Source organism: Arcobacter denitrificans (SeqCode) (assembly GCF_048571185.1).
Classification (GTDB): Bacteria; Campylobacterota; Campylobacteria; order Campylobacterales; family Arcobacteraceae; genus Arcobacter; species Arcobacter denitrificans.
Genome location: NZ_CP182350.1, coordinates 1037802 through 1058901, shown reverse-complemented (window position 1 = coordinate 1058901; position 21100 = coordinate 1037802). Strand labels below are relative to the sequence as shown.

Sequence of the window (21100 nt, the reverse complement as noted above, 5' to 3'; positions counted from 1 at the left end):
CTCACCTTTTTTTATTTATACTAAAATCGGATAAAATTGAAAACAAAAGAACTCTCAATAATCATATACAATATTGTAGTTATATTATCTGTAATGTACGCAACCCAACCACTTCAACCACTCCTTGCAAAAGAGTTTGATGTATCCATAGTAAAATCCTCACAATTTACAGCCGTGATTATGTTATTTTTAGCAATTGCACCTATTATCTATGGATATATTTTAGAGCGGGTAAATGCAAAAAGCGTCCTTCTTGTAGCTTCTGTTATTTTAGCTATAACAAATACTTGCTTAGCTTTTTCAAGCTCATATGAGATGTTTTTAACAATAAGAACAATAGAAGCTATGGTAATTCCAGCAATATTAACATCATCCATGAGCATTTTGGCAAATATTGATAAAGTAAATGTAAAACTAAATATGTCTATTTATGTGGCATCTACAGTATTTGGTGGATTGGTTGGAAGAGTATTTTCTGGGTATATTGCTTCAACTTTTGGTTGGCAGATGGTTTTTTTATCTTTATCTTTTGCTTCTATTATAGGGCTGTTTTTAATTACAAGATTAAGATTTGATGCTCAAGCACACTTAACAAAAGCAACAATAAAAGATATCACATATATATTAAAAGACAAAAGATTTACAGTTATATACTTATTGATGTTTTCTATATTTTTTGTTTTTGTTGGAGTGCTAAATATCTTACCCTTTAGATTAATAGAGTTAGACCCAAGTACAAGTGAAAGTCAAATAGGACTATTGTATTTAGGATATGGGGTTGGTATTGTTGTATCTTTATATATTCATAGAATAATAAACTTCTTTAATAAAGAGATGAGAGCAATTTTATTTGGTATTGCAATTTTTTTAATCTCAACAACACTATATATAATAGAAAATCCTCTTATTATATTTTTAAATGTATTTCTTTTTTGTCTAGGGATGTTTATAGTTCATACTGTTAGTACTAGAATTGCAAATTCACTAAAAGAATCACAAAAATCTTTAACGTCTGGTATGTATCTAACATTTTATTACATAGGTGGAACAGTTGGCTCAATAATTCCTCCAATGTTCTATCAACTATACGGCTGGGATAAAACTATATATCTATGTATGCTTTTACTTTTTATAATTTTTATTTTTGTATATTTAAACAGAAAAATATTTAAGGCGTATAATTGATACTAGGAAAATGTCCCTATTGTAAAGATGGACAAATAGAGGTAAGAAAAAAAGAGGTAAATGGCAAAAAAGTAGAGCTCTATGCTTGCTCCAACGCCAAATGGTACAGCGAAGATGGAGAACTCTTTGAACTTACCCCTGATGCAACTTGTGATTTTAAGATTTGGCAAAATTCTTTGCGAAAGTATGGGAAGTATTTGAAACAAAGAGAAGTGAGAGCTTTATTAAGTGGAGAAGATGTTGTTGTTACTTTTCATTCGAAAAAGTATAAAGAGAAGGTTACTTATCAGAAGTATATTAGTTTGAATCAGGAATACGGGGTTAGTGTTATTTGGGATATTGATGTGCCTGAAGAAATAGATTAAATCTTTTTTAATGCTAAGATGGCATTTGTTTTAATTTCATCATATATCAAATTTATTTTATCATATTCATTTAAATAAACACTCTCATCATTTCTTGATTCTTTCTTTGATGTTATAAAATCAATAATTTTATCTTTTGATTCCATATCTTTAATGCTTTTAGTGATAGATACAATTTCTGATAAACTAAGTACATTATTTTCTAATATGGAATAAAAATCAAATAAATCTCTTGCTTTATCTCTTTGTAGCAAAGCAACAATTTTTAATTTTGCTATTGATTTTAAATCTAAAATCTTAAGAGTAGAGTTTTCATAGTTTGTATATGTTAAATTATTTAATATATCTTTTTGGATTGGACGATTAGCATAAAAAAATTCTATTTTAACTCCATCAAGTATAAATTTTAAAATATATTCATTTGGAAATAATCCTGCGAGTCTTAGTGCTGTTGTATTTTCATCTTCAATCTTTTTAGCTCCTAAAAAGTTCATTGTTGATACGACTTTTTTATAATTCAATATTTTTGAGCTTACTATATCTATGTCTTCTGAAACTCGATGATTGAGATAGTATGAGAGTGCTGTTCCTCCTATGAAATAAAGTTCATCTTGAAATATACTAGAGTCTTTGATTTTATCCAATACTTTTATTACGTTAAAAGTCATTTATCATTCCTAAAAGCTGTTTAAAAGTAGGGTTATCATTATATTTACCACTTAAAGGTATATCCATCCCGCTAGTTGAAATATATCCTTTTGCATACATTTTTTTGTACTTATCATTTAAAACTGTTCTAACTATATTTTTGCCAAACTGATTACATAATTCTTTTATGTCATTTATATTTATAGTTGATAAATAGTTTGAGATTATTGCATATACTTTTTGTTGACTTTTCTCTTTAGTTTGCCAAAACATATTTTGTGAATATTGTGATGGTTCAAACTCTATAATATCATCTATATCAACTACATTGATTTTATCTTTTGCATCTTGATATTCTATACTTTGAAGAAGAGTATATAGTCTACTTCTTCCATATTTCCAATCTCTAAGAGTTCGTTCTGGTATATCAAGTAATTTGCTCATTTGTTGTTGTGTCATAGTTATCTCAAATTTATTTTTTATTATTATAGGCGAATATCGCCTATTTGTCAATATTTGTATTTTGATATAAATTAATTGGTGAAACTTTTAAATTATATTCTTGTAACATACTTATAAATATTTTATTTAAAGAGTTATTATGGAATTGGTTTATTTGTGGGTTGAGGGTTATAAGAATATACAAAAGCAGGAGTTTAATTTTTCTCCTAGGTTTAATTGTAAATTCGATGAGGATACAGAAAAATTGATTGTTGATGAAAAAAAAGATTATATGAACATCTTTCCAGCAAATATAAATGTTACTGCTATTGTAGGTGAAAATGGAAGTGGAAAGAGTAGTATATTAAAGCTTTTAGCAGAAATTTTTCGTATAGAATATAATAAAAATAGGAATTTAATTGTAGATGATGAGCATCATTTGAATTTTTTTTTAGCTTTTAAAATAAAAAATAAAATTTATGAAGTTAAATCTATTAATGGTATAGATGATAATTCATTTAAAAGTGGCAAAAAAATTGAAAATATTTTAGATTACTATAATTATTTTAATGATGAGTCAAATATAGAAAATCAAATATTATTAGATAATTTTTCCATTGCTAAAATGATAGTGCATAGTCATTACGAAAATCAAGAGTTTAAATTGTCCTCTTTTATGTATATGCCAACTACATTAATAATAAAAGTATGTGATTTTAATAAAAAATTTGAAGAATTAATTTCAAATAATAAATTATATCCTATGAGTAATAATGAATCTGATTCAACTTATCTAAAGAATATGAGTAATGAAATAATTAAGCAATGTGAATATTTCGATTCACTCAATGATAAATATCATCAGTTTCTAATAATAAAATTATTAGAAAAAATAGAATCAAGAATTGATTACCCTTTATCAAAAGAAGATATTGTTAAAAAATTAAATGATAAGAATCTTATTATAGAAGAAGCTTTTAATAAATATTTTGATTTTTCTGGGAATTCTTTCGGTGAAAAAAAAGAGAATATTAATAAATTGAAAAAGAAAGAGAAAAAAATATATCTCGATAAATATAGAAATTTCTTTGAATTTGATTTTAGTGATAATAAAAAAAGAAAATATAGTGATTTAAGTCATGGGGAAAAAATGCTTTTTGGTCATTTGCTTAATATATACTATAATTCAAAAATATCAAAAAATGATAATCTACTTTTTTTATTTGATGAACCTGAAATATCTTTACATCCAAACTGGCAAAAGAACTATATTAAAGAATTAGATTCTTTACTAAAAAGAATAGGTAAGGAGTATCATTTTATTTTATCTAGTCATTCTCCATTTATCCTTTCAGATTTATCAAAAGAAAATGTAATATTTTTAGAAAAAGATAGAAAAACTGGAGAATGTATTAATGCTACAAATAAAGTTGACATAAATCCTTTCGGAGCAAATATTCATACTTTACTCTCTCATGGGTTTTTTATGAAAGATGGGCTTATGGGTGAGTTTGCGAAAGATAAAATTAATGATGTAATAAAAATACTAAATTCAAAACGAAAAGTATCTAAAAAGAATCAAAAATATTACAAACATTTAATATCTATAATTGGTGAACCATTTTTAAAAGAGAAACTTTCAAAAATGTATGATGAAAAATTTAAAATATCAAAAGAAGAAAGAATCAAACAACTCAAAAAAGAATTAGCAGAGTTAGAGAAATGATTAAATTAAATTTTAATTCTAGATTATTGGAAGAACATTTTAAGATACTTGGAAAAGAATTAACTAATTTGATTCTCAAATTAAATGCTGATAAAAAGATTACAAAAAAAAAAAAAAAGTGATGGGACTTTTGAAAACTATACTTTTTTAGTCTTAACTCCTACATTAATTACGTTAATAAATAGTCTAAATTTAACAATGTTATTAAAATCTAAATTTCTTAAAGAGATAACCGATGAATTTGAAAATTATCCAAAGAATTCAGATGAATATAAATTATTGTTTTATATTTTTGTTGAACATGGTTATATGAAGTATTTTACAAATGGTAAAAATTTTGCTAATTACTCTGCTTATACATTTGTAGAAAATTTAAATATTAAAACTTGTCCCTATTGTAATAGAAATTATATATTTGTTGTAAAAAAAGGAAAATTGAGACCTGAAATTGACCATTTTCATCCTAAAACTGTTTATCCATATCTTGCAATTAATTATTTTAATTTAATACCATCTTGTCAAACTTGTAATAAAACAAAAAGTGATAAGCTTAATATAGATTGGATTAATCCTTATGATGTAAATAAAATTGATTATAAACTAACATATAAACCAAAGAGTATAAACTTTACAGAAGTAGAAAGTTTAAAATATGATTTTGATAGTTTTGATATAGATTTTATATCTATAAATGAAAATATAAAAACATTTAAATTAAAGGAACTGTATAAACAGCATAAAGATATAGTTTTAGAATTATTGATTAAAAAAGCATATTATCCTAAAAGTTATATAGAAGAATTAAAAGCTTTTGGGTTTAGTGAAGATGAGGTTTATAGGTATTTACTTGGTAATTATAAAAAAGAGGAAGATTTACATAAACGTCCACTTTCTAAACTTATAAAAGATATTAGTGAAGAATTGGATTTAATATAGTTTTTTCATAAACACCTAAAGGTTTTTGCTTTCTCTTACTTTGTGTGGACAAAGTAAGCAAAACCACCAACAGAGTTTCAAAGCCCTTTGGGTTCCCTCTCTTATTATTTTTATCTTTTCTTCTTGTCAAAACTCGTTTATTAAAACTTGCATTTAGCAACTTTTAAACACTCAAACAGTTGCCAATCTTGTTTAGAAAAGAGAAAAATAAACGTTCGGCTTTTGCAAATGTTGGAATTAAAGGTGGGATAAGGACATTTGCATTTTTGATTAGTCTAGTCTTTTATTTTTTCTTGTGTTACTTTACAAATGATAGTTTGAACTTTCTTTCTTCCCAGACTTTGATGAAGCTGGAAGATAGATGTTTATTTTCGGTAACGCCCGAAACTGTCTGAGCGTTAAGAAGAGTGCTAAATGCACTCTTTAGCGAGTTTTGCAGGGCAGGAAATAAATATATAACTGTAGGGGAGCTTTGCCTTCATCAACTCGTCTGGTTGCTTTTTGTCTTACTTTTTACAACTAAAAAGTGAGAAAGCGGAAAGCTTTGCTTTTCAAGAGAGAGAATATTTATTCAAAAATGTTACAAAAATAAACTCAAACAAAGCCCACAAAATCAACCCTAAACAACAAATTGGCACTTTTGTTAATGAATTGCCAAAAAGTACTTGACAAATAAACACTCAATTGAGTATAATTATTTAGCAGTTTAAGATTATGAGTGCTAAATAAACAAAATTGGTTGAAAATGATTGACAAAAAAGAGTTTTTACTACAATCTATTATCAAAGCATATATTGAGCATTTAGAACCTATTGGTTCTTCACAGCTTAAAAGTATGTATGATATCACATATTCACCAGCGACTATTAGAGGATACTTTAAAAAGTTAGGTGATGAGGGCTATTTGGCTCAAGAACATGTGAGTTCAGGTAGAACTCCTACAACTGAAGCATTGAGACAATATTGGAGTTCAAAGTTAAACTTTAAACTTAATTTTGTGGATGAAAAGGCAGTTGATTATTATTCTTCTCAAGTTGGATTGACAGCATTTGTATTAGAACAAACTAGCGATGTTTTAAAAAATATACTTAACGTAGAAAATCGATATATGATTTTAGAGTTTTCAACTTTTACAGTAACTGTAAAGTTTTCAGATGCTCTTTATAGATTTTTAAGTGATATGATAGGTTTAGAGCTGGTACATATTGTAAATATTTCTAAGCAAGTTGGTGCTTTAGAAGTATATGAATCAGTAAATCAATTTTTGAAAAATAGAGATTTGAGAATTTACAATACTAAAGAGTTTTTTTCATTGGTGTTGAGATTTAATTATGATGAAGAGACCATTGAAAAGTTTTTAAAAGGAACTATTTTTGACAACATCGAAAATAGTATATATTTTGACACCATTGTTCCAGAAGGATACATTGGCATTTGTCATGATTGTGTAATAAATAGCAAAGAGTCTAAGCTTTTGGTAGTTGGAGAACTGTCAAAGGATTATGAATTCTTTTATAATAAAATAAGTATGAATTAGGAGAGTTATTTTGAGTAAAGATACAGAAAATACAAATAATGAAGAAGTAGAACAAGAAGTTGAGACTAATGAAGAGTGTTGTAAAGATGAGTCTTCATGTTGTAATGAAGAAGAAACTGCACCTGAAGAAGTAAAAGAGTTGAGTGCAGAAGATAAAGTTGTTGAATTAGAAGCTAAATTAAAAGAGGCAGAAGAGAAATACTTAAGAGTTCATGCTGATTTTGAAAATATCAAAAAAAGACTTGAAAAAGAAAAATACAATGCAATAGATTATGCAAGTGAAAAATTTGCAAAAGATTTATTATCTCCAATTGATACATTAGAGATGGCACTAGCAGCAGAAGAAGCAGCTTCAAATCTTAGCACTGAAGAGTTACTTGCAAAACTAAAAGAGGGTGTAGAACTTACAATCAAGAACTTCTATACAGCTTTTGAAAAACATAATATTACTGTTGTAGAAACTGATGGTGAGTTTGACCCTAACTTTCACAATGCAATTATGAAAATAGATAGTGAAGAAAAAGATAGTGGTGAAATAGTGCAAGTTATGCAAAAAGGGTATATGTTAAAAGAGAGACTTTTAAGACCAGCAATGGTTAGCATCGCAAACTAAAGTTTTGACCGCAATGTCAAAAAACTATTGATAAAGTTAAATGATTGAATTGGGAATCAACACATGCAACAGCATGTGCTTTAGGATTGGCTCTTAGCTTGAATTTATTTCAAGCGCTAAAGAACATAAAAAGTGATAGGTTCCCTTCATTTTATAAAATAAAATTAAGGACAAAAAATGAGTAAAGTAATTGGAATAGATTTAGGAACAACAAACTCTTGTATGGCAGTTTACGAAAATGGTGAAGCGAAAATTATCTCTAATAAAGAAGGTAAAAATACAACTCCATCAATCGTAGCTTTTACAGACAAAGGTGAAGTTTTAGTTGGTGATTCAGCTAAAAGACAAGCGATTACAAATCCAGAGAAAACTATATATTCTATTAAAAGAATTATGGGTCTTATGATGGATGAAGAAAATGCTAAAGAAGCACAAGAAAAAGTTGGATATAAAATCGTAGATAGAAGTGGAGCAGCAGCTGTTGAAATTGCTGGAAAAGTTTATACACCTCAAGAAATCTCAGCTAAAATTCTTGGTAAATTAAAAACTGATGCAGAAGAGTATCTTGGAACTGCTGTAACTGATGCAGTTATTACAGTACCTGCATACTTTAATGATGCACAAAGAAAAGCAACTCAAGAAGCTGGAACAATCGCAGGACTTAATGTACTTAGAATTATTAATGAGCCAACAGCAGCATCTTTAGCTTATGGTTTAGATAAAAAAGGTGAAGAAAAAGTTCTTGTATATGATTTAGGTGGTGGTACATTTGATGTTACTGTTTTAGAGATTGGTGATGGAACATTTGAAGTACTTTCAACTGATGGTAATGCATTCTTAGGTGGAGATGACTTTGATAACAGAATTATTGATTGGTTAGCAAAAGAGTTTAAAGATGAAAATGGTTTTGACATCAAAACTGATAAAATGGCATTACAAAGATTAAAAGATGCAGCTGAAAATGCTAAAAAAGAGTTATCATCTGCTGAATCAACAGAGATTAACTTACCATTTATCTCTATGGGAAATGCAGGACCAGTTCACTTAGTAAAATCACTTACAAGAGCAAAATTTGAGTCTATGACTGAAGATTTAATCACTGAAACATTAGACCATATTAAAACAGCACTTAAAGATGCAGGTTTAGATAAAGGTGAAATTCAAGAAATTATCATGGTTGGTGGATCTACTAGATTACCAAAAGCAAACTCTGTTGTTAAAGAGTTCTTTGGAAAAGATTTAAATAAAGGTGTTAACCCTGATGAAGTAGTTGCTGCTGGTGCTGCTGTTCAAGCTGGTGTATTAAAAGGGGATGTTAAAGATGTATTATTACTAGATGTTACTCCTTTATCACTTGGTATTGAAACTTTAGGTGGAGTTATGACTAAACTTATTGAAAAAGGTACAACAATTCCTGTTAAAAAATCTCAAGTATTCTCAACAGCTGATGATAATCAACCTGCTGTTTCTATTCATGTAGGACAAGGTGAGAGAGAATTTGCAAGAGATAACAAATCTTTAGGTATGTTTGAATTATCAGATATCCCAGCAGCTCCAAGAGGTGTACCACAAATCGAAGTAACATTTGACATTGATGCAAATGGTGTTTTAAATGTAAGTGCTAAAGATAAAGGAACTGGTAAAGAAAATAAAATTACTATTTCTGGTTCATCTGGATTATCTGATGAAGAAATCGAAAAAATGGTACAAGAAGCAGAAGCAAATAAAGAGACTGATGCTAAGAAAAAAGAAGTAATTGAAATCAGAAATCAAGCTGATGGACTTTTACACTCTACTAAAAAAACTTTAGAAGAAAATGCAGATGCAGTTTCAGAAGAAGAAAGCAAAGCAATCGTTGATGCTGCTGCTGAGTTAGAAGAGTTATTAAAAGATGAAAATGCTACAAAAGAGCAAATTGAAGAAAAAGTAAAAGCTTTAACTGAAGTTTCTCATAAATTAGCAGAAGCTATGTATAAAAAAGAGGGTGACCAAGCAGGTGCTGGAGCAAAACCAGATGCAAAAGCTAAAAAAGATGACGATGACGTTATTGACGCTGAAGTAGAGTAAATCTCTACTTCATGCAAACAATTATTTTCTTACTACTACTCTTTTTAGGTGTAGTATTTTCAATTCTACTTTATATAAACAACAAAAGTTCCAGATTAAAAAAACTAAATAGTGGACAATGTCCCTCTTGCCACGAAAAAGCAAAAGAGTTTTTTGACACAAATACAAATACTAAATTCAAACACGAAATTATAAGTGCAAGATTATTAAAAGACCATGGCTGTTCAGGATTAAAAGAGATTGAATATACTTGCAAATCTTGTGGTCTAAAAGAGGTTCATTCTTCTAATTAGATTTTATAATTAAATTGCTGTTAACTAAAAAGTGTTAGAATCTCATCAAAGGAATTAATACTATGAAATTTTTTATTTTTACTACAATAATAATCGCAATATTTACTGGATGTTCACCAAAGTTTGAAAAGATTGATAATTCAAAAGCAAACCTACTAAAGGTGAGTTTCAATGAGATAAAAGAGTTTGAAAAAGATGATTTAGCTTTTGCTTTAGATGTTTTTAAAAAAGCTTGTACAAAAAGTTCAAGACGAGAGACTTTTGAAGAGGTTTGTTTAAAAGCAAAATCTGCCACAAATCCAAAAGCATTTTTTGAAAATAACTTTACACCATATAAGTTATATAACAAAGATGGAAGTGATAAGGGAACTATTACAGGTTATTATGAACCTTTGTTATATGGAAGTTTGACAAAAACAAAAAGATTTAAATATCCAGTTTATAAAGTTCCAAATGATTTGATTACTATTGATTTAAGAAGTATTTATCCTACCTTAAGAAAGTATACTCTAAGAGGAAAACTTGAAGGCAATAGAGTTGTACCTTATGAGTCAAGAAAAACAATTGATAAAAAACAAAAAGATGATATTTTATTGTATGTTGATAATAAAATAGACCTATATTTTTTGCATATTCAAGGTTCAGGGAAAGTCCAATTATCAAATGGTGATATTGTAAATGTTGGATATGCTAATCAAAATGGACAAAGATACAACTCTGTTGGAAAATATATGATAAATAAAGGTTATATTGGTAGTAAAACTAGCTATAGTGCTTCTATGCAAGGTATGAAAAAGTGGTTTGAAGACCATCCCAAAAAAGTAGATGAAGTATTAAACATAAACCCTAGTTATATTTTCTTTGAGAAAAGATCTCAAGGGGCAACTGGAAGTTTAGGAGTTGAGCTAATCCCTGAGAGAAACTTGGCTGTAGATACCAGATATATTCAACTTGGAATGCCAGTATTTATAAATACAAAAAATCCAGTAACAAATGAAGAGATAAATCAATTAATGGTTGCAGCTGATACAGGTGGAGCTATTAAAGGAGAAATTAGAGCTGATTTTTTCTGGGGATTTGCAAAAGAAGCTGCACATTATGCAGGAAGAATGAAGGAAGCGGGGGAACTATATATTTTAGTTCCCAACTAAAGTTTAAACTTTAGTGTGTTCCGCATCCGCCACCACAGCATCCGCTTGTAGTGTTTGTTGGGGCTTCTTGTTTAAATGAGATTACAAAGTTATTGTTATCTTCAACAAGTTGAAAATCATGTTTACCACAGAAATCTTCATTCATAGTTGTTGCCATTGACATTGCTTTTGCTAAAGCGTCATCTTTATTTGCCATTTGTACGTTATTTTCTAAATCACTTCTTTTAAAACAACCGCAAACGTGTTCTACTTTAATTGTATGCATTTTATTATTATCCTTTTATTTATTAATAATGGAAGATTAGCAAATTAATATTTTTTTATTCTTAGGAACTTAAGTTAAATAGTAAGTTTAAAAATCAAGTGATAATTAGATAGAATACATTTTTTATAAGGATTAAAATGCATATTACAAATTTGATTTCACAATATTTTGGAAAGTTTGCAAAAAAAGAGTTTCCCTCTTTTATTCAATCAGCTATAAATAATACTTACGTAAAAAGCTTAGGCTTAGATATGAGTGAGTTTAGAAATCCAAAATACTACAAATCTCTAAATGACCTTTTCACAAGAGAACTTGCGATTCAAAGGCAGATTGATACAAATAATGATTCTATAATTTCACCTACTGATTCTTTAATTACAGAATGTGGGAATCTAAGTAAAGATAGATTATTACAAATAAAAGGTATGGAATATAGCGTAGAAGAGTTATTGACATATCATATTAGTAAAGAAAATCTTTCTAAAGTTATTGATGGTAGTTTTATGAACTTTTATTTATCACCAAAAGATTATCATAGATATCATGCACCTTGTGATTTTAAGGTAACAAAACTTATCCATGTACCAGGAAAACTTTATCCAGTAAATTTAAAATATCTAAATAAAGAATTAGACCTATTTTGTCAAAACGAAAGAGTTATTTTAGAGTGTTTTGATAAAGATTCAAATCTATTTTATATGGTATTTGTGGGTGCTTTAAATGTGGGGCAAATGGTATTTGAGTTTGAAAGTGCAGTTGAAACAAATATTGATGCAAAAGAGATAAAAGTTTATGAGTATGATAATTTAAATATTAAAAAAGCTGAATGTTTAGGTTATTTTAAAATGGGTTCAACAATTGCTATGATTTGGGAAAAAGATAGTATCAAACTAAAAAAACTTACAAATAAAAAAGTTTTATTTGGTACAGTTATTAATGAAAAGTAAAAAAGTAAGTTTAACATTATAAAAGTTTATTTATGTAAAATGTTATAAATCAACAAAAGGATAAGATATGTCAACAACTACACAATTAGCAGAAATCTCTTTATCGGGGACAAAAAAAGGTAAAATTTTTATTTCTAATATCACAGAACCTTATGGTGCAGGAACTGATGACGTTGTTAGTATTGGTATTTCATTAAATGGAGAAACGGTTGAGTGGAAATCTCACATTCCTTATGCAAATTTAGATGAAGTAATAGAAGTATTACAAAAAGCAAAAAAATAGTAAAAAAAGGCCAAAGAAATTTGGTCTTTTTTTAGTAAACAACCTCTTTGTTTTGCTCTAGCCACAAAGCCATTCCACCTTCTAAGTGATAGGTGTTTGTATACTCTAATTTATTTGCTAAATAATCTCCTACTGTTTTTGTTCTATTTGCATGGGCACAAACTAAAATAAACTTATCTTCTTTATTTTTTACAATTTTTTTAAAATCATTTAACCATTTTTCTAAGTTATGCCGTCCATATTCATCAAAGAAGGTTAATTTATATGCTCCTTTTATTATGCCAGTTGTTAAAAACTCATCATCTCTTCTAATATCAATAAGTGGTACATTTTCATCTATGAATGGCTGTATGTCTTGGGGAAGTACATTCTTTAAAGTTCTATTCACGATAAATCCTAATAATTTTTAAAAATCTTACATAAATAATTCTTATACTAAAGTATATAAAAAAAGTTAATCAGACTAAACAATATTTACACACTTTTTTACTATACTTATATAAAGGAATTATTTATGAAAAAGTTTTTAATTATATTTTGTCTGTTTGCTTCAAGCTTGTTTGCTTTTGAACATTTGACAGTTGATAATATTGATGAGAAAATCAAAGGTAAAAAAGTCATTATTGATTTTTATGCCACATGGTGTCCTCCTTGTAAAGTGATCGCAAAAAATTTAACGTCATATGACTCAACAAAACCAGAAGAGATAACAATATATAAAGTTGATATTGATGACCAAAGAGAATTAGTAAGTAAATTTGGAGTGGTTAGTATCCCAACATTGGCATATATAAATGATGGAAAAGTAGTAAAGTTAACAGTTGGTGTTCAATCTTTGGACCAAATAAATGACAATGTAAATTCATATTTATTAAAATAATAGGGAATTAAATGAAAAAACTTGTATTTTTACTTCTTACTTTTGTTTTTGCCTTTGGGATAGAGAGAAGTTTTTTACCGCCTAATGAAGCATTTAAAGAGAGTTTTGAAACTAATAACAATAGCTTAATAATAAATCTAGAGTTAGGTAAAGATATTTATTTATATGCGGACAAAGTAAGCGTAAAAATAAAAAAGCCAGAACAATTTGATTTGACAAAAGAGTTGAATATAAAAGAACCTGTACCCTATGAAGAGTTTATCGTACATTTTTATAATTTAGAAATTGAAGTTCCATTTTCTTTGTTAAAATCAAAAGTTGATGCAAAAGAGTATGAAATAGAGTTTAACTTCCAAGGTTGTTCAAAAGCAGGGCTTTGTTATGCTCCAATGACTAAAACAACTGTGGTTAAAATACCTGAAAATGTAGTAGCTAAAACAACTGTAAGTAGTGTAGATAATATAGATAGTACAGATTTAAATGAGACCGATACAATTGCTAGTAGTTTAAAAGATGGAAACTTTTTTATTGTATTAATTACATTTTTTGGATTTGGACTTTTATTATCATTAACACCTTGTGTTTTTCCAATGATTCCGATTTTATCTTCAATTATTGTAAAAGCTGGACAAAATGAAAAGTTAACTGCAAAAAAAGGCTTCTTTTTATCTTTGGTATATGTATTAGCAATGTCCTTGGCATATACAATAGCTGGGGTAATAGCAGGAATCTTTGGTGCGAACTTACAAGTGGCACTTCAAAATCCTTATGTATTAACTGTCTTTGCAGCTATATTTGTAGCCTTAGCTTTTTCAATGTTTGGATATTTTAAATTAGAACTACCTCAAAGTTTACAAAATAAAATAAATAAAACAACAGAAGGAAGAGAAAAACAAGGTGTTTTTGGGATTGCCGTTATGGGATTCCTTTCTGCACTTATAGTTGGTCCTTGTGTAGCTCCTCCATTAGCTGGTGCTTTAGTTTATATAGGACAAACAGGTGATGCCATCTTAGGTGGGGCTGCTTTATTTGTGATGAGTTTAGGTATGGGATTGCCACTACTATTAATCGGTCTTGGTGCAGGAAAATTTATGCCAAAACCTGGTGGTTGGATGGAAACTATTACAAAAATATTTGGAATAGTGATGTTAGCAATTGCTATTTGGATGTTAGATAGAGTTCTTGAAGCAACTATTGTCATGTATTTATGGGCATTATTACTTTTAGGAAGTGCAATATATTTAAAAGTATATGAACATATTTTAATAAAACTTATTACTTTAGTGATTTTGATATATGGTGTTATAGTTTTTGTGGGTGCAGTAAGTGGTGCAACAAATGTCTTAAATCCTTTAGAAAAATTTACTTCGGGTAAAACTATTGCAATGCAACAAAACGAATTAGTATTTAAAAGCGTTAAGAATATAACCCAGCTAGAAGAGGCAATAAAAAGTTCTAATAAACCAGTTATGTTAGATTTTTATGCTGATTGGTGTGTCTCATGTAAAGAGCTTGAAGAGATAACATTTAAAGATGAGCAAGTTATTCAAAAGCTAAAAGGGTTTACTTTACTTCGAGCTGATGTAACAGCAAATAATCAAGATGATAAAGATTTACAAAAAAGATTTAATATAGTTGGACCTCCAGGATTGATTTTTTGGGATAAAAACAAAAAAGAGATAAACGCAGCAAAAATAGTTGGATATAAAAACCCAAAAGAGTTTTTAGAAATAGTTAATAAACATTTTTAGTAGTAGCATTATTCGCCACTACTAATTATATCTATAATTTTATCTGTATTTATACAAAAGTTTCCATTCTTTTCAATCAAGAATAAATCTCTAACTTTTCTTTTAGTTGAGGATAGTTTTGCACTCTCTATTTCCACATTAAAATCATCAAAGATTTTAGTAATGTATGCCAACAAACCTTTTTGGTTGGTGGAGTTAATCTTCATACTTGCTAAATAAGATGTGTGATTACAATCTATATATATTTCATTTTTTAGAATATTTGGTTTTTTGATATTTAGTTTTTTACTCATATCAAAAGAGGATTTTATAATATCTTCAATATGTAAAATATCACCCTCTGTAACTTTTTCAGTAAATGTAATTTCAAAGCATTTTTTATCATCAAATAGTTTAAAAATATTCATAGTTGAGATATCTAAAAACTCTAGTCTTCCAAGTAAATAACCTAAGTTTAGAGGAATCTTTCTAATAATTCTTATTGTTAAACGAGAATCATTTAATATCTTATAAGTATAGGTCTCTACATCTTTTGCTTTTAGTACCAAGTCTAAAATATCTGCAGCTTTAAGTTGTAAGAATATTTGATTTGAAGAGATGTATGATATTTTTTTCTTAATTAATGAAGGAAGTTCAACATACTGTTTTAGCTTTTTAATACTATTGATTTTTCTAACCCTTCTTGTACTTTCTGTTAAAAGTGTCACATCTTCAAAGGCATACATAGTTTGATTATATAACTCTTTTAAGAGTGCTGAAGTTGAACTTTTATAAACATTTTTACCTACAGCTGATATATCTGCATATGTTAAAACAAATAGCATATCAAGGAATTTTTTATTTAAAACCAATCCTGCAAAATTTCTAATAATCTTTTCTGAGTAGATATCTTCACTAGTTGCTACTTTACTCATCATATTGTGATATCTTATAAGTTTAGCAATAGTTTGAACATGGTCAGGTTTAAAATCAAGACCATTTGCCATATTTCTAAATAGTTTTTCCCCTGATACATGGTGATCTGTATATCTTCCTTTTCCTACATCATGGAAAAAAGTTGCTATTTTTACTATAGATTGTTCTGTTTTGTCAAATTGGTCATACAACTCTTTTACAAACTCATCTTTTATATCAGTTAAGTGTTTAAGTGTTTTTATTGAGTGAACATCAACTGGAAGTTCATGATATCCATCAAATTGTGGTTGATTTATCATTTTTTTAGTAATAGGAAATATTGTTTGAAATATTCTTGCATTATAGAGTAACTTCATGATTGCATATAAAGACTCTTTGTAAAGCAATCTTCTTAATAGTTGTTTATGCTCTTTTGTTTGCTTATGTGGTAAGATAGTTCTACTTGCATAATAAACATAAGACTGGTCATATCTTTCAACTTCTATTGGCAAAGATATAAGTTCTTTTAAAAATGCTGTTAATGTTTTGGGTTTATTAAAATATGAGGTAAAAAGTTTTCCTTCATAGATGAAAAGATTTTTTTTAAATCTGTGTTTTCTAACTAAATCATAATTTTGATTTTTAAATTCGATTGCTCTTGTAAATTTTTTAGTTAAAATATTTGTAAAAAAGTGAATATTATGTAAAGACTCAAATATTTTATTCATTGCTTGAGTCTCTTTTGTTTTTCTTGGAGTATGTTTAAATCCAAGTTTGCTACTTAACTCTGGCAATATATCAAAGTTTACAGTATCAAGTTTTTTCTTTGCAATATTGTGTAAGTGATTTCTTACTTGAAAAATATATTCTAAAGAAGTTCTGTATTTTTTGTACTCTTCTTCTGTAAACTCTTTATCCATAAGATATTTTAATTTTGATACACCAAAGACAATATTAGCAATCCAAAAGACCATATTAGCCTCTCTCATCCCACCATAACCATCTTTTATGTTTGGTTCCATTTTTAATGGATATTTTAATAGTCTATCTTTATGTTCTTGTTTTTTTTCTAGTATAAATTGTAGTTGGTCTGTTTTCCTAATTCTGGTTAAGACATTTTCAAAGCCAAACCATAAATATTTTGAACCATAAATTAATCTTGATTCAATAAGAGCCGTTTTTATTGTAACATCTTCTTTTACCGAATCTGCTACATCATTTAGCTCATGTACTCTAGACCCTAACTTTAGTCCACAGTCCCATGCTAAAGTAATAAACTCTTGTATCATATCTTTTGTGTTGTAGCCTTTGATATCTTCATAAAGTATCATTAAATCAATATCTGAGTAAATACACAACTGCTCCCTTCCATAAGAGCCTAAAGCAATCAAAGAAATAGGAATAGCTGTACTCATTGGTTGATAAGAGCCAAAGTTTTTTCGCAATATATATTTATAAAGAGATATTAAAAACATATCTGTATTTTTTGTATGTTTTACAAAAAAGTCTTTTCCTCCATTTGTATCAATACTTGTATCAATTGAGTCAACATACTCTTTTATATATCTTTTAAATACTTTTGCTATTTGAAAATCATTTGCATTTTTTTCAATAAGTTCTTCAACTTCAATATTCATCTCAGTTATCATATTAACTCTTTATGTAACTCTAACTTTTTTCTTAATGTTATTCTGTTTAGACCTAAGTTTTTAGCCATTTGAACTTGTGATTTAAACTTTTTTTGTGAAGCTCTAAGAAGTGGTGCTTCAAATAGATATACAAAGTCTCTATAAGTGTTTTCACCTTCCATATTATCAAGTATATAATTTTCTAAAAGCATCATTATCTCATTTTCACCAATTGATTCAAAAAGGTATGAAAAGAATATAGACTTTCTCAAACTATAGGCATTTTGACTTGTATTTACAATAAGTTTAGAAGGTTTTTCTACTATTCCCAAAATATCACTTGCTTCTTTTGCAAACTTGTTTGCTAAGGGTTTTATATCTTCTTTTCTTGTATCTAGCGCTGGGATATCTATTGTGATTGAAAACAGATCTGATAGTTTTTCATTTAAATCATCTTTTTTTGATGTTGCTATAACTTTTATAGCATTATTTTCAACCCAATTTATAAACAGATCAATATTCGTTATTTCATCAATATTCTCTATAATAACCGTACAATTAGAAATTGAAATCACATTATCTGTTATATCATCTTGTAGTGATTTTGCATTATAAATATTTGAATCTTGTGTAATATATTTTGCTAAACTTTTCTTTCCTACACCTCTTTGACCTGTTATTAATGCATTAATATCTAAAGATTTAAGAAGTTCTGCTGAGTTTTTTATTTCTTTTGATATTTCTGAAACAGCTATAAATTCTTGCATGTTTTTCCTCTCTATTTAGTATATATAGTATACAATTATTTATATTTTTTTGAAGTTAAATAAATAAAAATAGACAGGGCAATGATGATAAAAGATATACCTGTTATAAGATAAAGTGCATTTAACATTTCAGTATAATTTTCTATTGCTATTTTAAATACAACCATTAAGCCTTCAATTGACAAGGCTATAATAATAGTAATCAAGAATTTTATGACCATTCTAGTATCTACTTTAGAGTTTCTAGAGTAGGATTTAAAAAAGACCTCTTGTTCCAAAATTGTTTTTGCTAAATCAAATATGGCAATACCTAGCGTTAAAGCAATTATAGGCTTAAATATAGCATCAAGGGTAAAATCATAATGTATAATCAAACTTGTAAAAAAGTCTCCAAGTGAATAAAGTATAATAAATAAAGCTAATAAAACCATAGAAAAACCAGCTATTGCATAGAATATTTTTGTCAATGTATGGAAAGGTTTATTTAATTCGATTAATTCTAACCTTTCTAATAGGGTCTCTATTTTAAAATCTAAAAAGATTATCTCATCACCCTCTTTTATTGTAAGAGTAATGCAGTTACTTCTTGTGGCACTACTTATATATGGAGATGAAAATGCCGTAGATTTATCTTTAAAATGAAGTTTATCTATTATATAAGATCGACTTTGATTGTTGGCACGTGCATCAAGTTTATTTCTGTAGTAGTTAGGTGAGTTTTGTATTTTTGTGTTTTTGTTGACTGTATAAACTAACTCTAAAGAGGGAAATACTGAGAAAATGTTAGAAAAATTCTTTTCTTGCTTATCTTTTAAGTTCCCTAAATTGTGAATACTATTAATTATAAAATCTTCAATTTTTTCTTTATTAACCTCATATATGGTTAAAAACTCTTCCATGTTTATTCCTTTTGTTTAACTAGATACATTATAACATTTTAATGAAAAGTAAAAAAAATAATAATTGTATATTATTTATACAGAGTATCTCTAGCAGAAGTTTATTTTTTATTTTATAATTTCTCATATCAATTTTGAAAAGGAAAAAAATGGAAAATTTTGCTGATGTAAAATATGTTCTTGATGGGTTCTTGTTTATCATGATGGGAATCTTAGTTATGTGGATGGCAGCCGGTTTTGCTATGTTAGAATCTGGTTTAACAAGAAGTAAGAATAATGCTACTGTATTAACAAAAAATATTGCTTTATTTGCAATATCTTGTATTATGTATTACTTTGTAGGGTATAACTTAATGTATGGTGATGGCGGAGCTATCATGGGAAGTTTCTCAACAATTAGTATGGAAACTGCTGCTGATGCTGCATATCCTGCTGCTGCTGATTTCTTCTTCCAAGTTGTATTTGTTGCAACTGCTGCTTCTGTAATCTCAGGATCAATTGCTGAAAGAATGAAATTATGGCCATTTTTAATATTTGTTGTTGTTTTAAGTGGTGTTATTTATCCATTACAAGGTCACTGGACATGGGGTGGAAGTGAATTAGGTGGTATTATCGCTGGATTCTCTGATTTCGCTGGTTCAACTATTGTTCACTCTGTTGGTGGATGGGCTGCTTTAGCTGGTGTTCTTATCTTAGGAGCTAGAAAAGGTAAATATGGTAAAGATGGTGGAGTTAGACCAATCCCTGGTTCAAACTTAACACTAGCAACACTTGGTACATTCATTTTATGGATGGGATGGTTTGGATTTAATGGTGGTTCTCAATTAGCACTAGGTTCAAAAGGTGATATTGATGGTATTGCAATGGTTATTGCTGATACAAATATGGCTGCAGCAGCTGGTGCTATTATGGCTGCAATTTTAACTCAACTTATTTACAAAAAAGTTGATTTAACTATGGTTTTAAATGGTGCTTTAGCAGGACTTGTATCTTGTACAGCAGGACCAGATTTAGGAATGATGGTTGCATTTATTGAAGGTATTGTTGGTGGTGCTTTAGTAGTATTTGCTGTACCTATGTTTGATAAAATGAAAATTGATGATCCAGTTGGTGCATTATCAGTTCACTTAGTTGCAGGTATCTGGGGAACATTAGCTGTAGGTATCTTCAATCCAGATGTTACAATTATGGCACAAGTTAAAGGTATCGTTGTTATTGGTGCATTTGTATTCATATCTTCATTCATTGTATGGAAAATCTTAGACTTAGTTGTTGGATTAAGAGTAAGCGAAGAAGTTGAAGTACAAGGTTTAGATATCCATGAAACTGGACTTGAAGCTTATCCTGAGTTTAAAAGAGCGTAAATGGTGATAAAAGGTAAGGAGACTTACCTTTTAAAAAGATATATTTTTTTGAAATATTACTAAAAGGAATAAAGAATGAAAAAAATTGAAGCAATCATCAAGCCTTTTAAACTTGAAGATGTTAAAGAGGCTTTAGTTGAAACAGGTGTTACAGGTATGACTGTAACTGATGTAAAAGGTTATGGAAGACAACAAGGTCACTCTGAGTTATATAGAGGGGCAGAGTATATTGTTGATTTCTTAGCTAAGATAAAAATAGAGCTAATCGTAAATGATGAAGATGTTGATAAAACAATCGCAACAATTACAGAATCAGCAAAAACAGGAAAAATTGGTGACGGTAAAATTTTCGTTACACCTATTGATAATGTAGTTAGAATCAGAACTAGTGAAACTGGAAGCGAAGCAGTTTAGTTCTTATTTGCCATAAAAAAGACATCATCTAGCTTGTCTTTTTTTA

General features: G+C 28.3%; 22 protein-coding genes. 15 read left to right on the top strand and 7 right to left on the bottom strand.

The window, feature by feature from the left end; translation table 11 throughout:
- Positions 1 to 36 precede the first annotated feature (36 nt).
- Complete coding sequence (locus ACNI28_RS05305) at positions 37 to 1185, top strand: MFS transporter (RefSeq protein ID WP_419766181.1); 1149 nt, start codon at positions 37 to 39, stop codon at positions 1183 to 1185.
- Positions 1182 to 1550, top strand: a complete 369-nt coding sequence (locus tag ACNI28_RS05300; RefSeq protein WP_419766180.1) for a hypothetical protein — start codon at positions 1182 to 1184, stop codon at positions 1548 to 1550. The genes ACNI28_RS05305 and ACNI28_RS05300 overlap by 4 nt, the downstream gene beginning before the upstream one ends.
- Here ACNI28_RS05300 and ACNI28_RS05295 read toward each other — a convergent pair.
- Both ACNI28_RS05295 and ACNI28_RS05290 read right to left on the bottom strand, forming a co-directional pair.
- Entirely contained in the window at positions 1547 to 2218 is a 672-nt protein-coding gene (locus ACNI28_RS05295) for a nucleotidyl transferase AbiEii/AbiGii toxin family protein (RefSeq protein ID WP_419766179.1), read from the bottom strand. The two genes, ACNI28_RS05300 and ACNI28_RS05295, sit on opposite strands and share 4 nt — an antisense overlap.
- Positions 2208 to 2657, bottom strand: coding sequence for a helix-turn-helix domain-containing protein (locus ACNI28_RS05290; protein ID WP_419766178.1), 450 nt, complete (start codon positions 2655 to 2657; stop codon positions 2208 to 2210). The genes ACNI28_RS05295 and ACNI28_RS05290 overlap by 11 nt, the downstream gene beginning before the upstream one ends.
- A gap of 142 nt (positions 2658 to 2799) precedes the next feature.
- On the opposite strand from ACNI28_RS05290, the gene ACNI28_RS05285 reads away from it, so the two are divergent.
- The 7 genes from ACNI28_RS05285 to mltA all read left to right on the top strand — a co-directional run bounded on the left by ACNI28_RS05285 (position 2800) and on the right by mltA (position 10962).
- Positions 2800 to 4365: an AAA family ATPase gene (locus tag ACNI28_RS05285; protein ID WP_419766177.1), complete on the top strand. Its 1566-nt coding sequence runs from the start codon at positions 2800 to 2802 to the stop codon at positions 4363 to 4365.
- Positions 4366 to 4449: 84 nt separating this feature from the next.
- Positions 4450 to 5301, top strand: a complete 852-nt coding sequence (locus ACNI28_RS05280) for an HNH endonuclease family protein (protein ID WP_419766176.1) — start codon at positions 4450 to 4452, stop codon at positions 5299 to 5301.
- A 718-nt stretch (positions 5302 to 6019) separates the two neighbouring features.
- Entirely contained in the window at positions 6020 to 6838 is an 819-nt protein-coding gene (locus ACNI28_RS05275) for a heat-shock protein (protein WP_419766175.1), read from the top strand.
- A 10-nt stretch (positions 6839 to 6848) separates the two neighbouring features.
- The gene (grpE, locus tag ACNI28_RS05270) at positions 6849 to 7451 is read left to right on the top strand and encodes a nucleotide exchange factor GrpE (RefSeq protein WP_419766174.1); all 603 of its coding nucleotides are present in this window, start codon (positions 6849 to 6851) and stop codon (positions 7449 to 7451) included.
- Positions 7452 to 7628: 177 nt separating this feature from the next.
- Positions 7629 to 9518, top strand: coding sequence for a molecular chaperone DnaK (gene dnaK, locus ACNI28_RS05265; RefSeq protein WP_419766173.1), 1890 nt, complete (start codon positions 7629 to 7631; stop codon positions 9516 to 9518).
- An 11-nt stretch (positions 9519 to 9529) separates the two neighbouring features.
- The gene (locus ACNI28_RS05260; RefSeq protein WP_419766172.1) at positions 9530 to 9811 is read left to right on the top strand and encodes a hypothetical protein; all 282 of its coding nucleotides are present in this window, start codon (positions 9530 to 9532) and stop codon (positions 9809 to 9811) included.
- A gap of 62 nt (positions 9812 to 9873) precedes the next feature.
- The gene (gene mltA, locus ACNI28_RS05255) at positions 9874 to 10962 is read left to right on the top strand and encodes a murein transglycosylase A (protein WP_419766171.1); all 1089 of its coding nucleotides are present in this window, start codon (positions 9874 to 9876) and stop codon (positions 10960 to 10962) included.
- 10 nt (positions 10963 to 10972) lie between these two features.
- Here the strand turns inward: mltA and ACNI28_RS05250 are convergent, their stop codons facing one another.
- Entirely contained in the window at positions 10973 to 11227 is a 255-nt protein-coding gene (locus ACNI28_RS05250) for a hypothetical protein (RefSeq protein WP_419766169.1), read from the bottom strand.
- Positions 11228 to 11364: 137 nt separating this feature from the next.
- On the opposite strand from ACNI28_RS05250, the gene ACNI28_RS05245 reads away from it, so the two are divergent.
- Together ACNI28_RS05245 and ACNI28_RS05240 are read left to right on the top strand one after the other, a co-directional pair.
- Positions 11365 to 12174: a phosphatidylserine decarboxylase gene (locus ACNI28_RS05245; protein WP_419766167.1), complete on the top strand. Its 810-nt coding sequence runs from the start codon at positions 11365 to 11367 to the stop codon at positions 12172 to 12174.
- 67 nt (positions 12175 to 12241) lie between these two features.
- Complete coding sequence (locus ACNI28_RS05240) at positions 12242 to 12457, top strand: PDZ domain-containing protein (protein WP_298751568.1); 216 nt, start codon at positions 12242 to 12244, stop codon at positions 12455 to 12457.
- Positions 12458 to 12488: 31 nt separating this feature from the next.
- Here the strand turns inward: ACNI28_RS05240 and ACNI28_RS05235 are convergent, their stop codons facing one another.
- Positions 12489 to 12845, bottom strand: coding sequence for a rhodanese-like domain-containing protein (locus tag ACNI28_RS05235; RefSeq protein WP_419766164.1), 357 nt, complete (start codon positions 12843 to 12845; stop codon positions 12489 to 12491).
- A 126-nt stretch (positions 12846 to 12971) separates the two neighbouring features.
- On the opposite strand from ACNI28_RS05235, the gene ACNI28_RS05230 reads away from it, so the two are divergent.
- Both ACNI28_RS05230 and dsbD read left to right on the top strand, forming a co-directional pair.
- Entirely contained in the window at positions 12972 to 13337 is a 366-nt protein-coding gene (locus ACNI28_RS05230; RefSeq protein WP_419766162.1) for a thioredoxin family protein, read from the top strand.
- A gap of 11 nt (positions 13338 to 13348) precedes the next feature.
- A complete protein-coding gene (dsbD, locus tag ACNI28_RS05225; RefSeq protein WP_419766160.1) occupies positions 13349 to 15088 on the top strand; it encodes a protein-disulfide reductase DsbD in 1740 nt (579 codons plus the stop codon).
- An 8-nt stretch (positions 15089 to 15096) separates the two neighbouring features.
- Here dsbD and ACNI28_RS05220 read toward each other — a convergent pair whose 3' ends face one another.
- Genes ACNI28_RS05220 through ACNI28_RS05210 form a run of 3 tightly spaced genes read right to left on the bottom strand, consistent with a single transcriptional unit; the run spans position 15097 to position 19276 of the window.
- Positions 15097 to 17631, bottom strand: a complete 2535-nt coding sequence (locus ACNI28_RS05220) for a [protein-PII] uridylyltransferase family protein (RefSeq protein ID WP_419766158.1) — start codon at positions 17629 to 17631, stop codon at positions 15097 to 15099.
- A complete protein-coding gene (locus ACNI28_RS05215) occupies positions 17628 to 18377 on the bottom strand; it encodes a sigma 54-interacting transcriptional regulator (protein WP_419766156.1) in 750 nt (249 codons plus the stop codon). The genes ACNI28_RS05220 and ACNI28_RS05215 overlap by 4 nt, the downstream gene beginning before the upstream one ends.
- Before the next feature lie 35 nt (positions 18378 to 18412).
- Positions 18413 to 19276: a hypothetical protein gene (locus ACNI28_RS05210; protein WP_419766154.1), complete on the bottom strand. Its 864-nt coding sequence runs from the start codon at positions 19274 to 19276 to the stop codon at positions 18413 to 18415.
- Between the two features lie 149 nt (positions 19277 to 19425).
- Here ACNI28_RS05210 and ACNI28_RS05205 point away from each other — a divergent pair, with 149 nt between their 5' ends.
- Together ACNI28_RS05205 and ACNI28_RS05200 are read left to right on the top strand one after the other, a co-directional pair.
- Positions 19426 to 20640, top strand: a complete 1215-nt coding sequence (locus tag ACNI28_RS05205; RefSeq protein ID WP_419766152.1) for an ammonium transporter family protein — start codon at positions 19426 to 19428, stop codon at positions 20638 to 20640.
- Between the two features lie 75 nt (positions 20641 to 20715).
- A complete protein-coding gene (locus ACNI28_RS05200) occupies positions 20716 to 21054 on the top strand; it encodes a P-II family nitrogen regulator (RefSeq protein WP_419766150.1) in 339 nt (112 codons plus the stop codon).
- Positions 21055 to 21100: the final 46 nt, after the last annotated feature.